Source organism: Nocardioides terrigena (assembly GCF_003047265.1).
Lineage (GTDB): Bacteria > Actinomycetota > Actinomycetes > Propionibacteriales > Nocardioidaceae > Nocardioides > Nocardioides terrigena.
On the sequence record NZ_PZYY01000010.1, the window covers coordinates 108,955 to 122,243 of the forward strand.

Sequence of the window (13,289 nt, forward strand, 5' to 3'; positions counted from 1 at the left end):
ATCGAGAAACGATGCCCTATCGTCTGTCGATAACATCGAAGATCGATATGGAGGACGACATGGACACCACGGACGGCTCACGAGGCTCGGACCCGCTCAGGACGCTGGAGATCGTCGTCGGGGTGATCGTCACGCTGATGGCCGTCGTCGTGGGGGCCGTCCTCGTCGGCGCCGTGGCTGGAACCGGCTCCATCCCCGGCGTCGATGCGGAGGTGTGCGTCACGACCCTGACGGACGGTACGCCGGCCTTCCGCCAGGTGGAGGGGGAGTCGACCGGACCGGTCGGCCTCGCCGAGGGGATCACCTGGCGCGCCGAGCAGGTGCAGGTCTGCGACCCGGAGCCCGACGGCGTGACCCGCGCCCTGGGCGTCGCCGGGCTGACGATGTGGACGATCGCCCCGTTGCTGTTCTTCGGACTGCTCTGGCGGCTGTTGCGTCGCGCCCGCCGCGACGGCGTCTTCGCCGACCAGGTGCCCGGCGGCCTGCGGGTGCTGGGGAGGCTGCTGCTCGTCTGGGCCGCCCTCGACCTCGTGATCACCGGCTTCGTCAACGCGGCCCTGCTCAACCGGATGACCGAGGACGAGCTCGTCCTCTTCTCCTCCTACGACGTCCCGTGGCTCCTGGTGCTGCTCGGGATCAGCCTGCTGGCCCTGGAGCGGGTCATGGCGCAGGCCGTGGTCCTGCGCCATGACGCGGAGGCGACGATCTGATGCCCCGCCGTACGACGCAGCGCCCCGAGGTCGAGGAGCAGCACGGGGTCTCGGTCCACCTCGACGCGGTGCTGGCCGACCGGGGGATGACCCTCACCGAGCTGGCCGACCGGGTCGGGGTGACCGTGGTCAACCTGAGCGTCCTCAAGAACGGTCGCGCGAAGGCGGTGCGCTTCTCCACGCTCACCCAGATCTGCCGGGTGCTCGAGTGCCAGCCGGGAGACATCCTGCGCGTCGACTGACAGGCTCGTCCCATGATGATCCGACCCGCCGAGCTGGCGGCCATCAAGGCAGGCACCGTCGACCTCGCGTTCCGCCGGTGGGCGAGGCCGCGGGTGGTGGTCGGCACCAGGATGCGCACGGCGGTGGGGCTTCTCGAGGTGACGTCCGTCGAGCGGGCCGGGCGCCTCACTGCCGAGGACGCCCGGCGGGCAGGCTCGCCGTCCCTGACAGCGCTGCGGGAGGCGCTCGCCGCCCGCCCCGAGGACCCGGTGTGGCGCATCGGCCTGGTCTGGGCCGGCCCCGACCCCCGCGAGGCGCTGCGCGAGTCGATCCCCGACGAGGCGGAGATCGAGCAGGTCAACGGCCGGCTCGACCGGCTGGACAAGGCGTCGTCGTACGGCGCGTGGACGCGCGAGACCCTGGACCTGATCGACCTCCACCCGACCGTCCGCGCGCCGGACCTCGCCGCCCGGGTGGGTCGCGAGACCGCCGACTTCAAGAAGGACGTGCGCAAGCTCAAGGAGCTCGGGCTGACCGAGTCCCTCGACATCGGCTACCTGCTGTCGCCGCGCGGCCGGGCCGTGGTCGACGCCGGGCTCGCGACCCCGCGCGAGCGAGCCCCGCTGCCGACCGGGACGGCCCTGCCGAGGATAGGGGCCCCGGCGACGCGGGCGCTGCGCGCGGTCGGGATCACCACGCTGGAGCAGGTGGCGGCCCTGACCGAGGTCGAGCTCGCCGCCCTCCACGGCGTCGGACCGATGGCGATCGGCCGCCTGCAGGAGGCGATGGCCGAGCGCGGTCTGTCCTTCGCCGGGGCCTGAGCCGTCGCAGGCCCCGGCGAGAGGCCCGCCCGGGAGGTCAGTGCACCAGCAGGCCGATGCCCAGGGCGCCCATCAGGACAGCGATGCCCGAGTCGAGCACCCGCCAGGCCGACGGCCGGGCGAAGATGCCGCGCAGGGAGCGCGCACCGAAGCCGAGCGCGGGGAACCAGACGAGGCTGGCGGCGATCGCGCCCGCGCAGAACCACCAGCGCTGGTCGCCGAAGCTGTTGGCGACGGTGCCGAGCATGAGGATCGCGTCGAGGTAGAAGTGCGGGTTGAGCCACGTCAGGGCCAGGGTCAGCAGCACGGCGCGACGCACGGTCATGCTCGAGCCGCCGTCCGCGTCGAGGGCCACGGGCCGCCACGCGCGCACGGCCGACTGGACCCCGAAGGCCAGCAGGTAGAGCCCGCCGCCGATCTGGGCGATGGGCAGCACGGCCGGCCAGCGCTCCATCACGACGCCGAGGCCTGCGACACCGGCCGTGAGGGCCACGATGTCGGACACCATGCACACCACGATCACGGCCAGCACGTGCTCGCCGCGGATCCCCTGGCGGAGGACAAACGCGTTCTGGGCGCCGACGGCGACGATCAGGGCGAGACCGGTCAGGACACCGGTGAGGAAGATGCTCAACATGTGTAGAACGCTAGGCCGAGAATCGGCTTCAATCCAGCGAACCATTCTGGGGAATCATTAGACTCTCTTAGTATGAAAGACGTCACCCAGATCGACCCCGTGTCGTTGCGCACACTGGCCACCGCCGTCCGGCTCGGGACCTTCGAGGCCACCGCCCGCGAGCTGCACGTGACCCCCTCGGCGGTGAGCCAGCGGATCAAGGCGCTGGAGACCCACGTCGGCCGGGTGCTGGTGCACCGGGTGAAGCCGCTGGAGGCCACCGAGGCGGGACACGTCCTGGTGCGGCTGGCGGCCCAGACCGAGCTGCTGGAGCGCGAGGCGGTGGCCGAGCTGCTGGAGGGCGACGACCCGGGGGAGGACGACCCGTTCGCCGCGGTGCCGATCGCCGTCAACGCCGACGCGCTCTACACCTGGCTGATCGACGCCCTGGTCGCGGTGCAGGGCGACCACCGGGTCACCTTCGAGATCGTCCGCGAGGACCAGTCCCGGACCACCGAGCGGCTGCGCCGCGGCGACGTGATGGCGGCCGTGACGTCCGACCCGCGACCCGTGCCCGGGTGCCGGGTCGTGCGGCTGGGCTCGATGCGCTACCGGGCGGTCGCCACCCCGGCGTGGGTCGCCGACCACCTCCCCGACGGTGCCACGGCGACGGCCCTGGGCCGGGTGCCGCTCATCGCGTTCGACCGCAACGACACCCAGCAGCACGACTTCCTGCGCAAGGTCACGCGCCGGCACCTGACGCCGCCGGTGACATGGATCCCGTCGGTGGGGGAGTTCGACAACGCCGTACGCCGCGGCATGGGCTGGGGGATGATCCCCGAGGTCCAGGTGCGGACCGACCTCGATCGCGGTCGGCTGGTCGAGATCGTGCCGGGGCGCCACACCGACGTGCCGCTCTACTGGCAGCACTGGCGCCTGGAGTCGCCGCTGATGGCGGACCTGACGGCCGCGATCACCGGCGCCGCGCGGGGCTGGCTGAGCTGATCGGGGTCAGAGGACCTTGGAGAGGAACGCCTGGGTGCGCTCGTGCTGCGGGTCGCCGAGCACCGCGCGGGGGTCGCCCTCCTCCACGATCACGCCACCGTCCATGAAGACCAGGTTGTCGCCGACCTCGCGGGCGAAACCCATCTCGTGGGTCACGACCATCATGGTCATGCCCTCGGAGGCGAGGTCCTTCATGACGGCCAGCACGTCCCCGACCAGCTCGGGGTCGAGGGCGGACGTCGGCTCGTCGAAGAGCATCAGGTCGGGCTGCATGGACAGGGCCCGCGCGATGGCCACCCGCTGCTGCTGGCCACCGGAGAGGTGGGCCGGGTAGGCCGTCTCCTTCTCCTCGAGCCCGACCTTGGCGAGGTTGGCGCGAGCGATCTCGACGGCCTCGGCCTTCTTGCGGCCGGCGACCTTCTGCTGGGCGATCGTGAGGTTGCGCAGCACGGTCATGTGCGGGAAGAGGTTGAAGCTCTGGAAGACGATGCCGATCCGCGCCCGCAGCTTGTCGACGTCGGCGTCCGGGTCGGTGATCTCCTCGCCCTCGACGAAGATCTTGCCGCTCGTCGGGACCTCGAGCATGTTGACGCAGCGCAGCAGCGTGGACTTGCCCGACCCGGACGGCCCGATCACGCAGACGACCTGCCCGTGCCCGACATGGAAGTCGATGCCCTTGAGCACCTCGTTGTCGCCGAAGTACTTGTGCAGGTCCTGCACGTCGATGGCCGCGTCGGAGCGGCGGCCGTCCGGGGTCGTGGGGGTGGTGGTCATCAGCGGGCCCTCTCCGAGCGGCTCTCCATGCGGCGTACGACGATCGACAGCGGGACGGTGATCAGGAGGTAGCAGAGCGCGATGACCACGATCGGGGTCAGGTTGGAGGAGGAGTTCATGCTTTCCCGGCCGAACTTGGTGAGCTCGTAGTCCGCCAGCGACAGACCGAGGATGTAGACCAGCGAGGAGTCCTTGGTGAGCAGGATCAGCTCGTTGGTCAGCGGCGGCAGGATGATCCGGAACGCCTGGGGCACGACCACGCTGATCATCGCGCGGCCGTGGGACATCCCGAGGGAGCGGGCGGCCTCCATCTGGCCCTTCGGCACGGCCTGGATGCCGGCCCGGATGGTCTCGGCCATGTAGGCCCCGCCGACCAGGCCCAGGGCCAGCGTGACGATGCCGAGGTTGCCGAACGGGATCACCAGGTTCGGGAAGGCCAGGGTGAAGCCCACGCTGAGCGCGATGAACACGACCAGGGCGGGCAACCCGCGGAAGAGCTCGATCACGCCGGTCGCGATCCACCGGTAGGGGCCGACGCTGGAGAGCCGCATCAGCGCCAGGACCAGCCCGAGGACCAGGCCGAAGGTGAAGCCGCACGCGGTGTAGATGATCGTGTTCTTGAGCGCGATCGTCAGGACCTCGGGGAACTGCTCCTTGACGAGCTCCCAGTTCCAGAAGGCCCGCTGGAGCTGGGCCCAGTCGGCGACGAGGGCGATCGCGACCAGCACGACCACCAGCACGGCGTACTGGACGTAGCGCCACCGGGCGGCACGCTGGCGGGGACTCGCCATGGGCTCACATCACCTTCGTCGTGGGGTCGGGGAGGGCGTCACGACGAGGGTGCGGTGCCGAACCACTCCTCGTAGACCGCGTCGTACTCGTCGCTCGCGATCGCGTCGTTGATGGCGGTGAGGAGCTCGGCGTTGCCGTCCTTCTTGACCGAGAAGCCGTACTCCTCGCCGGTCTGGAACTCCGTGACCACCTCGACCTCGGGGTTCTGGCTGACGAAGTAGTTGAGCAGGCCGTTGTCGTTGACCCCGGCGTCGGCCTTGCCGGTCAGGACCGCCTGCTGCATGAGGGAGGAGTCCTCGAAGGTGATGATCTCGGTGTCCTCGGGGGCGTTCTCGCGGACGTAGTCGGAGCCGGTCGTGCCGTCCTGCACCGCCACCTTCTTGCCGGCGAGGTCCTCGAGCGACGTGATGCCCGCACCGGTCTTGGTCATCAGGGCCTGGGTGGCCTCGAAGTAGGGGTCGGTGAAGTCCATGACGGCCTGGCGCTCCTCGTTGATCGTCATGGCACCGGCGCCGACGTCGCACTGCCCGGTGTTGAGGGCCTCACCGGTGGTGATCGTCTCCCACGCGACGTCGAGGACCTCGAAGTCGAGACCCTCGGCATCGGCGGCGAGCTGCAGCACCGCGGGGTCGAAGCCGACGACCTCGCCGTCCTCGGTGAACTCGAACGGCTCGTAGGGCAGGTGCGTGCAGACGGTCAGGGTGCCCTCCTTGACCAGCTCGATGCCCGACTCGGTGGTCGTGGAGGTGTCCTCCCTGGCGCAGCCTGCGACCGCGAGGGTGAGGGCGACGACGCTGATTCCGGATGCGAGTGCTCGAGTGTTCATGATCGCCACACTAGCCCCGTCCGGTCCCGGGACGTCGCCCACGTCACACCGACCACGGCATGATGCCCGCATGCCGACCTACGTCGCCTTCCTCCGAGCGATCAACCTCGGAGCCACGAGGAAGTTCCCCAAGGACGCCATCCGGGCCGCGGTGGAGTCCACCGGGGCCCGGGACGTCGAGACCTACATCAACACCGGCAACGTGCGCCTGACCACCGGCCTGCGCTCGACGCAGCGGGTCGCCTCGGTGCTCGAGGAGGCCTTTGCGGCCGACCGCGGTTTCGAGGTGCCGACGGTGGTCCTGACGCCCGCCGAGCTGGTCGCGATCGCGGCGGACGCCGACGAGCTGGCAGCCGCCCACGACGGCCTGGGCATGCAGTACGTCTCGTTGCTCAAGGAGGCGCCGACTCCGGAGCAGGTGCGCGAGATCGAGTCCGTGGAGATCGCGGGCGAGAGGCTCGTCGTCCGGGGTCGGGGTGCCCACTTGCTCATGGCCGAGCGCGACAGCTACCACACGGCCCGGTTGTCCAACGACTACGTCGAGAAGCGCCTCGGGGTGTCCACCAACCGCAACGTGCGTGTCGTGCGCGAGCTCGCCACCCGGTGGGGCTGACCACCCGGGGACGGCCCACCGTGACTGGTGCGGGTCAGCTCACCGGCCCCCGTCGTTGGCCGTGATCTTGACGGTGAGCAGGTCCGGCGTCCCGACGATGGCGTCGTCGGAGGTGGTGAGCCGGATCTTGATCGTCTCGCGGCCCTCGCGCTCGCGGTCGTCGATCAGGGTGATCGGTACGGACTGGAGCGTGCGCCCCGGCTCGTAGACGAGGGAGCCCGGGGCAAGGGAGTAGTCGACGCCGGCCGTGGCCGTGCCGCCGACGACCTGGTAGCCGACGGTGACCGGAGCCGCGTGCTCGCCGAGCAGCCGGACGCGGGGGCGCATCACCCGGTCCCGCTCGTTGACACTGCTGAAGGCACGGGCGAAGCCGACCTCCGGCTGGCTCATCCACGCGATCCGCTGGGTCAGCCAGTCGCGGAGGAACTCGACCTCGCCGTCGAAGGAATCGGCGTGCTTGCTGCCGAGGACCAGCTCGGTGCCGGCGTGCCACTGGGCCCAGTCGGCCTCGGCGGTCGTCCGCAGCGGCGTCGCAGCGGCGGGCAGCTGGGAGACCAGCCGCTCGACCCGCGGCCGCAGGGTGGTCCAGCGCGCCTTGACGCGGGTCGCGAAGTCGGGGTCCTTCAGCATCCGGCTGATCCAGTGCTTCTTGGTGCGGGTGTGCCAGCCGCGGGGCGGGACCGCCCGGCGGAACGCGGTGCCGCCACTGAGGTCGAAGTCCCAGACCGGACCCATCTCGAGCTTGCCGCCCGGGGTCCAGCTGACGTAGACGCTGGAGAAGAAGTTGGAGTCCTGGTTGCGGAAGAGCTCCTCGACGAGGTACCAGTCGATGAAGCTGCCGAGGTCGACGTACGGGCGGTAGCCCCGCTTCGGGTCCGTGAAGCCCTTGCCGTAGAGCGCTTTTTCGAACGCCTGGACGTGGCGGCGGACCCGGATGACGTCGCCGCGCTCGGGGTCGTCGGGGTCCTTGAAGACGATGGGCGTACGACGCCGCACGGTGCGGAAGCCCCGGTCGCCGTCGCGGACGAAGCGCTCGTTGATCTCCAGCAGGTAGGCGTCGTCGCCGATGTCGACGCGGCCAGGCTTGACCTCGACCTGCTCGGTCAGCTGGTACATCCCCTGCGAGGTGCCGTTGAGGACCAGCTCGACGAACCGGCTCTGCGGGGTCCAGCCGAGCCGGGTCCGGTCGGCGACGGCGAAGGCGGTGTGGGTGCGCAGGGCGCTGCGGTCGGCGGCGTTGGCCAGCAGGACCCAGTCCTCCTGAGGAGTCGTCCCCACGAGGGCCGCGTCCTCGCCGAGCTTGACCTTGTAGGGCTTCTTGGGGAAGTTCCACGTCGAGTTGCCACGACCCTTGATCTCGAGGGGGTGGGTGACCCCGTCGAGGGTGAGGGTGCCGGTGACGTAGTCGTCCCGGTTGAGGACGGGCGCGCCGCCATCGGTGGCGATGACGAGCTGGGCCGGGGCGCCGGGCACCCACGTGCCCTCCGCGGACGACTCGCCGGCACCGGCGCGCGCGGGTGCGAGTCCGACGGCGAGCAGGCAGGCCAGCCCCGCTCCCGTGATGGTCCTGAGTGCTGAAGACATGCGTGATTCCCCCGTTCCCGGCCAGGCCGGGTGTGCGTGCGATCCGGTGGTCTGGACCGCTGGAGGATCACCATAGACGGGCGGCGCCCCTCACGACATGCGAATCTGCGCGCCGACCCGGGGAGGGAGCACCCCGGTCCCCGGGTCGACGCCGTCAGCGGCGCGTGGCCGTGACGATGCGGTACTCCCAGTCGAGCACGGCCCCGTCGCCGTCTCCCTGGTCGTACGACGCGGCGAGGCCCACCAGGTCGGCGCGCAGCGCGGCCCGGCCGTCCTCGTCGAGGCGACCGGCGGCCGCGAACGTCGGCCCGTAGTAGGTGAGGAAGAGGTCGGCGAAGGCGTCGGCGTCCGCGAACCGCTGGCGGACCGTGGCCGTCACGGACCCCACGTCCTCCACACCGTCGCCGAGCAGCTCGGCGACCACGGCCTCGGTGCCCCACCGGGTCGGGGGCTGCGCACCGGGCGGGGGAGGGGCGTGCCGTCCCACGGTGCCCAGCATCCCGCCGATGAAGCCCTCCGGCGTCCAGCTGGCCACGCCGAGCCGACCTCCCGGACGGCAGACCCGCACCAGCTCGGCGGCGGCGCTGGAGTGGTCGGCGCTGAACATCACGCCGATGGCCGACAGCACCAGGTCGAACGACTCGTCCGGATGGGGGAGCGCCTCGGCGTCTGCCTCGGTCAGGTCGATCGCGAGGTCCTCCGCCTCCGCGCGCCGACGGGCGATGTCGAGCAGGGCGGGCACGTAGTCGATGCCGGAGGCGGCCGCGCCCCGGCGGGCCGCCGCCAGGGCGACGTGCCCGGTGCCGGTCGCGACGTCGAGGACGCGGGCGCCGGGTGCGACGCCGACGTGCTCGACGAGGTGCTCGGACACCGGCACGGTGAGGGCGGCGATGCGGTTGTAGTCACCGCTGCTCCACACCTTCTGCTGCTTGTCGCGCAGCTCGGTCATCTGTGGGGTCGTAGTCATGCGGGGTCCCTCCCATGGGTCGGCGACGGTGGTGGCCGTTCTCGCGACCGTCCCCGTCATGGAGCCGGACGGCCGGTGGCCGCCGTGGTCTGCGCGTTCGGGTCCGCGGGGTGCGCGGCCCTGCGTCCGTCTCGTGCGCGAGCGGTCGTCCGGCGCGTGCTGCCGGGCGCGGTGCTGGCACCGACGAGCCCATCCCTCATGATCGCAGTCCCGCACACCGGTGGCCATGGTCCTTGTCGGGGCTCTTCCCGCAGGGTCGTGCCGCCCGACGGCTCAGACGTGCAGCGTCTCGATGACCGGCTCGCCGCGTGAGAGCTTGCCGGCGGCGCGGGGGAGCTCGGCGCGCGCCATGAGGTGGTGGGCGCGCGCCTCGTCGAGGGTCGTCCGGCCGACCACCTCGCCGGCCGACACCAGCGGGACGAGCAGCGGGCGGTCGTCGCCGTCGTCGACGGGGACCGCCCCGATGCCGACCACCTCGGCCCGCGCGACGCCCGAGGAGTCGCGCCGGCGCAGGGCGTGCTTGCGGCCGCCGATCGAGGCCTTGTCCGTCGACCGCTTGGCTACCGGCACCATCACACCGTCGTCACCGGCCCGGGAGACGAGCTTGTAGACGAAGCCGCAGGTCGGGTGGCCCGACCCGGTCACGAGCTGGGTGCCGACGCCGTAGCCGTCCACCGGCGCGGAGGCGAGCGAGGCGATGGCGTGCTCGTCGAGGTCGCTGGTCACCAGGATGCGGGTGCCCGTGGCACCCAGGGCGTCGAGCTGCGCGCGCACCTCGTGGGCCAGCACCCCGAGGTCGCCGGAGTCGAGGCGCACGGCACCGAGGTCGGGGCCGGCGATCCCGACCCCCGCCCGGACCGCCTCGGCGACGTCGTACGTGTCCACCAGCAGGGTCGTCCCCACCCCCAGCGCGTCGACCTGCGCCCGGAACGCGTCCGCCTCGGTGTCGTGGAGCAGGACGAAGGAGTGCGCCGCCGTCCCCGCGGTCGGCACGCCGTACCGGTGCCGCGCGGCGAGGTTGGAGGTGGTGGCGAAGCCCGCGACGTACGCCGCCCGCGCGGCCGCCACGGCGGCCTCCTCGTGGGTGCGCCGCGAGCCCATCTCGATGCAGGGTCGGTCACCGGCCGCCCAGGTCATCCGGGAGGCGGCGGAGGCGATCGCGGAGTCGTGGTTGTAGATCGACAGCAGCACGGTCTCCAGCAGCACGGCCTCGGCGAAGCCGCCCTCGACCACGAGCAGCGGCGAGTGGGGGAAGTAGGCCTCGCCCTCGGCGTATCCCCAGACGTCGCCGGAGAAGCGGTAGGACGCCAGCCACTCCCGCGTGGCCTCGTCGACGACGTCCTCGAGCAGTGCGAGGTCCTCGTCGGTGAACCGGAAGGCCTCGATCGCGTCGAGCGCCCGCCCGACGCCGGCGACCACGCCGTAGCGCCGTCCCTCGGGCAGGCGACGCGGGAAGAGCTCGAAGACCGAGCGGCGTCCGGCGGTGCCGGCACGGAGCGCGGCCTGCACCATCGTGAGCTCGTAGTGGTCGGTGAGCAGGGCCGTCGAGGGCCCGCGCGCGTCGGCCGGCGATCGGGTCACCCGTCCACCCTCCCACGCGGGAGCGGGCGTTCAGGCCTGTGCCACGATGGACCCGTGTCCGCTGCCAGCCCCGTCGAGGTCGATCCGACGCTCTCTCCGGACGAGATCACGTTCCTCGCCAAGCCGTGGGTGACCATCGTCTGGAACGACCCGGTCAACCTCATGTCGTACGTCGCGTTCGTCTTCCAGAAGTACTTCGGCTACGACAAGGCCAAGGCCGAGCGGTTGATGATGGAGGTCCACGAGGACGGTCGCTCGGCGGTCTCCACCGGCACCCGCGAGGAGATGGAACGCGACGTGCAGGCGATGCACGAGTACGGCCTGTGGGCGACCATGGAGAAGGCCTCGTGAGCGGCAGCGAGAGGTGGACTCAGTGAGCGGCAGCGAGGGGTGGACGCAGTGACGGGCTTCGCCCGGCACCGCAGGAGCCGGCGGGTCATCGCCACGTTCACCGGCTTCGAGGCCGACCTGCTCCGCTCGCTGGCCTCCCAGATCGTCGAGCTGCTGCGCAACGAGGCCGCGGTGCCCGACGAGAGCCGGGACCCCTTCGAGGCGATGATGGACTTCTCGGGCCCGACGACCGCGCCCGAGGACCCGGTGCTCCACCGACTGTTCCCCACGGCGTACGTCGACGACGAGGAGGCCGCGGGAGAGTTCCGGCGCTTCACCGAGGGCGGCCTGCGCGACGGCAAGGCGGCCGCCGCGATCACCATCATCGAGGGCCTCGAGGAGGCCGGGCTGCCGCCCGAGCTCACCGAGGACGGGCTGATGATCGACGTCGAGCTGGACGAGCCGACGGCCGAGACCTGGATGCGCTCCTTCACCGACATCCGCCTCGCGCTCGCCACCCGCCTGGGCGTCGAGGACGGCGACGAGGCGATGTGGCACGCCCTGCCCGACGACGACCCGCGCGCCCAGGCCCACGACATCTACGAGTGGATCGGCTGGCTCCAGGAGACGATCGTCGAGGCGCTCACCGCATGAGTCCCGTCCCCGACTTCGTGCTCGAGATCCGCGAGATGATCGGCACCCACCCGCTGTGGCTGCCGGGCGTCACGGCGGTCATCCGGCGCGACGACGAGATCCTCATGGTCGAGCGCGCCGACAACGGCGCGTGGACCCCCGTCACCGGCATCGTCGACCCGGGGGAGGAGCCCGCCGTCTCGGCGGCCCGCGAGGCCCTCGAGGAGACCGGCGTCGTGATCCGCGTCGACCGGCTGGCCTCGACGTCGGTGATGTCGGAGGTCGTCTACGACAACGGCGACCGCGCGTCGTACCTCGACCTGACCTTCGCCTGCACGTGGATCAGTGGTGAGGCGTACGTCGCCGACGACGAGTCCACCGACGTGCGCTGGTGGCCCGTCGACGGCCTGCCGCCCATGTCCGACTCCATGTCGCAGCGGGTGGCCGCGGCGCTGTCCGGTGAGCGCGAGGCGCGCTTCACCTCCTAGCCCGAGTGCGTCGTGACGCCGTAGTCGGCCCGCGTGGTCAGCGCCCAGCGCGCCACGGGCGTCATGGCGTAGGCGATGAGCACCATCGCGACGGCCAGGATGATCCAGCCGGTGCGCCCGAGACCGACGCACAGGAACGCCGCGACGGGAGGCCCGATGACCCGGGCCGCCCCGAAGCTCAGCGACGCGAAGCCCTGGTACTGCCCCTGTCGCTCGTGCGGGGCCAGACCCATCTGCTGGCTCCACTGGCCGCCGGAGCCGACGATCTCGCCGAAGACGTGCACCACGGTGCCCACGAGCAGCAGCGCGCACGCTGCCCACACGTCGAGGTCCTGGGCGAAGCCGATCAGCACGAAGCCGCCCGCCACCAGCCAGCCCGCCACGACGAAGGCGCGCGACCCGTCGGTCACCGTGTCGATGTGCCGGGTGAGCCGCACCTGGAGCAGCGCCACCAGCACCGTGTTGAGCACGAGCGTCGCCGAGACGAGGACGGTGGGGGCGGTGGTGTGCTCCGCGATGAAGAGCACCAGGCCGATCTCGATGATGAAGAAGTGCGTGACGAAGAGCATGTGCAGCGCCATCAGTACGGCGTACGGGCGGTCGCGCAGCACGCCGAGGCGCGCCTCGCCCTCGCGCCGCGGGTGCGGCGGGAGCGGGGGGAGGCGGGTCGTGTTCCAGGCGGCGAAACCGGTGAGCACCGCCTGCCCGAAGAAGACGGAGATGTAGGCCCAGTCCTCGTCGACGAGGAGCGCGAGGCCGCCGACCATCGAGCCCAGGCCGATGGCGGTGTTGGTGACGGCGCGCAGGTAGGCCTTGAAGCGGACGCCCCGACCGCCGGTGGCCAGCTGGGCGATGACGCCCTGGTAGACCGCGCCGGAGGCGCTCAGGAAGACGGCCTGCACCGACAGCAGCAGGGTGAGCGCGAGGGGGGTGGGCGCGAAGGCCGGCGGCCACGCGGTGAGCGCCGCGCCGAGCATGAGCCAGCTGAGCACCCGGGTCGGGCCGCGGGTGTCCGCGAGCTGGCCGGCCGGGACGTTGACGAGCAGTCCGACCAGTGCCGAGACCGAGAGCGCGAGGCCGACCTCGGTGGCGCTGAAGCCCTGGTGGCGGGTGAAGTAGAGCGCACTGGTGGTCATCAGCGCACCGCCCGCGAACCGGTTGGCGAACTGGCCCAGTGCCATCGTGCGCAGCGTGGGGTCCAGCGGCACCCCGCGCCGGGTCAACGGCTCCACGGAGCTGGTCGTCATCGGTCTCCCACGGCTCGATCTATCTTGACGTCAAGATATATGTGGTGAGACGGGGTGTGGTCAAGTTGGCCCGTTGCCTA

General features: G+C 71.4%; 16 protein-coding genes. 8 read left to right on the forward strand and 8 right to left on the reverse strand.

All coding sequences use genetic code 11. The features are described 5' to 3' along the window. Window positions 1-59: 59 nt before the first annotated feature. Genes DAE25_RS19565 through DAE25_RS24030 form a run of 3 tightly spaced genes read left to right on the forward strand, consistent with a single transcriptional unit; the run spans window position 60 to window position 1,753 of the window. On the forward strand, window positions 60-710 hold the full coding sequence (locus tag DAE25_RS19565; protein ID WP_159083852.1) for a DUF2975 domain-containing protein: 651 nt from the start codon (window positions 60-62) through the stop codon (window positions 708-710). Next, entirely contained in the window at window positions 710-952 is a 243-nt protein-coding gene (locus tag DAE25_RS19570) for a helix-turn-helix domain-containing protein (protein ID WP_107767807.1), read from the forward strand. Before DAE25_RS19565 ends, DAE25_RS19570 begins: the two co-directional genes overlap by 1 nt. A 12-nt stretch (window positions 953-964) precedes the next feature. After that, the gene (locus tag DAE25_RS24030; protein WP_107767808.1) at window positions 965-1,753 is read left to right on the forward strand and encodes a hypothetical protein; all 789 of its coding nucleotides are present in this window, start codon (window positions 965-967) and stop codon (window positions 1,751-1,753) included. 37 nt (window positions 1,754-1,790) lie between these two features. Here DAE25_RS24030 and DAE25_RS19580 read toward each other — a convergent pair whose 3' ends face one another. Further along, window positions 1,791-2,390 carry a LysE/ArgO family amino acid transporter gene (locus tag DAE25_RS19580; RefSeq protein WP_199907685.1) on the reverse strand — a complete coding sequence of 200 codons (600 nt, stop codon included), beginning with the start codon at window positions 2,388-2,390 and terminating at the stop codon, window positions 1,791-1,793. Window positions 2,391-2,462: 72 nt separating this feature from the next. On the opposite strand from DAE25_RS19580, the gene DAE25_RS19585 reads away from it, so the two are divergent. Then, a complete protein-coding gene (locus DAE25_RS19585; protein WP_107767809.1) occupies window positions 2,463-3,374 on the forward strand; it encodes a LysR family transcriptional regulator ArgP in 912 nt (303 codons plus the stop codon). A gap of 6 nt (window positions 3,375-3,380) precedes the next feature. Here the strand turns inward: DAE25_RS19585 and DAE25_RS19590 are convergent, their stop codons facing one another. Genes DAE25_RS19590 through DAE25_RS19600 form a run of 3 tightly spaced genes read right to left on the reverse strand, consistent with a single transcriptional unit; the run spans window position 3,381 to window position 5,766 of the window. Beyond that, complete coding sequence (locus tag DAE25_RS19590; protein WP_107767810.1) at window positions 3,381-4,148, reverse strand: amino acid ABC transporter ATP-binding protein; 768 nt, start codon at window positions 4,146-4,148, stop codon at window positions 3,381-3,383. Next, window positions 4,148-4,939, reverse strand: coding sequence for an amino acid ABC transporter permease (locus DAE25_RS19595; RefSeq protein WP_107767811.1), 792 nt, complete (start codon window positions 4,937-4,939; stop codon window positions 4,148-4,150). Before DAE25_RS19595 ends, DAE25_RS19590 begins: the two co-directional genes overlap by 1 nt. Before the next feature lie 38 nt (window positions 4,940-4,977). Beyond that, window positions 4,978-5,766 (reverse strand): transporter substrate-binding domain-containing protein, encoded by a 789-nt coding sequence (locus DAE25_RS19600; protein WP_107767841.1) that lies wholly within the window; start codon window positions 5,764-5,766, stop codon window positions 4,978-4,980. Window positions 5,767-5,836: 70 nt separating this feature from the next. Here DAE25_RS19600 and DAE25_RS19605 point away from each other — a divergent pair, with 70 nt between their 5' ends. Continuing rightward, complete coding sequence (locus tag DAE25_RS19605; protein WP_107767812.1) at window positions 5,837-6,379, forward strand: DUF1697 domain-containing protein; 543 nt, start codon at window positions 5,837-5,839, stop codon at window positions 6,377-6,379. Window positions 6,380-6,418: 39 nt separating this feature from the next. On the opposite strand, the gene DAE25_RS19610 is transcribed toward DAE25_RS19605, so the two are convergent. The 3 genes from DAE25_RS19610 to DAE25_RS19620 all read right to left on the reverse strand — a co-directional run bounded on the left by DAE25_RS19610 (window position 6,419) and on the right by DAE25_RS19620 (window position 10,511). After that, the gene (locus DAE25_RS19610; protein ID WP_107767813.1) at window positions 6,419-7,963 is read right to left on the reverse strand and encodes a CotH kinase family protein; all 1,545 of its coding nucleotides are present in this window, start codon (window positions 7,961-7,963) and stop codon (window positions 6,419-6,421) included. A 154-nt stretch (window positions 7,964-8,117) separates the two neighbouring features. Beyond that, on the reverse strand, window positions 8,118-8,930 hold the full coding sequence (locus DAE25_RS19615) for a class I SAM-dependent methyltransferase (RefSeq protein ID WP_107767814.1): 813 nt from the start codon (window positions 8,928-8,930) through the stop codon (window positions 8,118-8,120). Between the two features lie 273 nt (window positions 8,931-9,203). Next, a complete protein-coding gene (locus DAE25_RS19620; RefSeq protein ID WP_107767815.1) occupies window positions 9,204-10,511 on the reverse strand; it encodes a nicotinate phosphoribosyltransferase in 1,308 nt (435 codons plus the stop codon). 54 nt (window positions 10,512-10,565) lie between these two features. Here DAE25_RS19620 and clpS point away from each other — a divergent pair, with 54 nt between their 5' ends. From clpS to DAE25_RS19635, 3 genes are read left to right on the forward strand one after another with little or no spacing between them, the layout of a single operon-like run. Continuing rightward, window positions 10,566-10,862, forward strand: a complete 297-nt coding sequence (gene clpS, locus DAE25_RS19625) for an ATP-dependent Clp protease adapter ClpS (protein ID WP_056885839.1) — start codon at window positions 10,566-10,568, stop codon at window positions 10,860-10,862. A 39-nt stretch (window positions 10,863-10,901) separates the two neighbouring features. Beyond that, window positions 10,902-11,495, forward strand: coding sequence for a DUF2017 domain-containing protein (locus tag DAE25_RS19630; protein ID WP_234411157.1), 594 nt, complete (start codon window positions 10,902-10,904; stop codon window positions 11,493-11,495). Beyond that, on the forward strand, window positions 11,492-11,962 hold the full coding sequence (locus DAE25_RS19635) for an NUDIX hydrolase (RefSeq protein ID WP_107767817.1): 471 nt from the start codon (window positions 11,492-11,494) through the stop codon (window positions 11,960-11,962). The genes DAE25_RS19630 and DAE25_RS19635 overlap by 4 nt, the downstream gene beginning before the upstream one ends. Here DAE25_RS19635 and DAE25_RS19640 read toward each other — a convergent pair. Then, entirely contained in the window at window positions 11,959-13,209 is a 1,251-nt protein-coding gene (locus tag DAE25_RS19640) for an MFS transporter (RefSeq protein WP_107767818.1), read from the reverse strand. The two genes, DAE25_RS19635 and DAE25_RS19640, sit on opposite strands and share 4 nt — an antisense overlap. Window positions 13,210-13,289: the final 80 nt, after the last annotated feature.

Coding starts and splice junctions, on each gene's coding strand:
- DAE25_RS19585 (WP_107767809.1), top strand. CDS start 2,463: ATGAAAGACGTCACCCAGATCGACCCCGTGTCGTTGCGCACACTGGCC.
- DAE25_RS24030 (WP_107767808.1), top strand. CDS start 965: ATGATGATCCGACCCGCCGAGCTGGCGGCCATCAAGGCAGGCACCGTC.
- DAE25_RS19600 (WP_107767841.1), bottom strand. CDS start 5,766: ATGAACACTCGAGCACTCGCATCCGGAATCAGCGTCGTCGCCCTCACC.
- DAE25_RS19615 (WP_107767814.1), bottom strand. CDS start 8,930: ATGACTACGACCCCACAGATGACCGAGCTGCGCGACAAGCAGCAGAAG.
- DAE25_RS19590 (WP_107767810.1), bottom strand. CDS start 4,148: ATGACCACCACCCCCACGACCCCGGACGGCCGCCGCTCCGACGCGGCC.
- DAE25_RS19595 (WP_107767811.1), bottom strand. CDS start 4,939: ATGGCGAGTCCCCGCCAGCGTGCCGCCCGGTGGCGCTACGTCCAGTAC.
- DAE25_RS19635 (WP_107767817.1), top strand. CDS start 11,492: ATGAGTCCCGTCCCCGACTTCGTGCTCGAGATCCGCGAGATGATCGGC.
- DAE25_RS19605 (WP_107767812.1), top strand. CDS start 5,837: ATGCCGACCTACGTCGCCTTCCTCCGAGCGATCAACCTCGGAGCCACG.
- DAE25_RS19570 (WP_107767807.1), top strand. CDS start 710: ATGCCCCGCCGTACGACGCAGCGCCCCGAGGTCGAGGAGCAGCACGGG.
- DAE25_RS19580 (WP_199907685.1), bottom strand. CDS start 2,390: ATGTTGAGCATCTTCCTCACCGGTGTCCTGACCGGTCTCGCCCTGATC.
- DAE25_RS19610 (WP_107767813.1), bottom strand. CDS start 7,963: ATGTCTTCAGCACTCAGGACCATCACGGGAGCGGGGCTGGCCTGCCTG.
- DAE25_RS19640 (WP_107767818.1), bottom strand. CDS start 13,209: ATGACGACCAGCTCCGTGGAGCCGTTGACCCGGCGCGGGGTGCCGCTG.
- DAE25_RS19565 (WP_159083852.1), top strand. CDS start 60: ATGGACACCACGGACGGCTCACGAGGCTCGGACCCGCTCAGGACGCTG.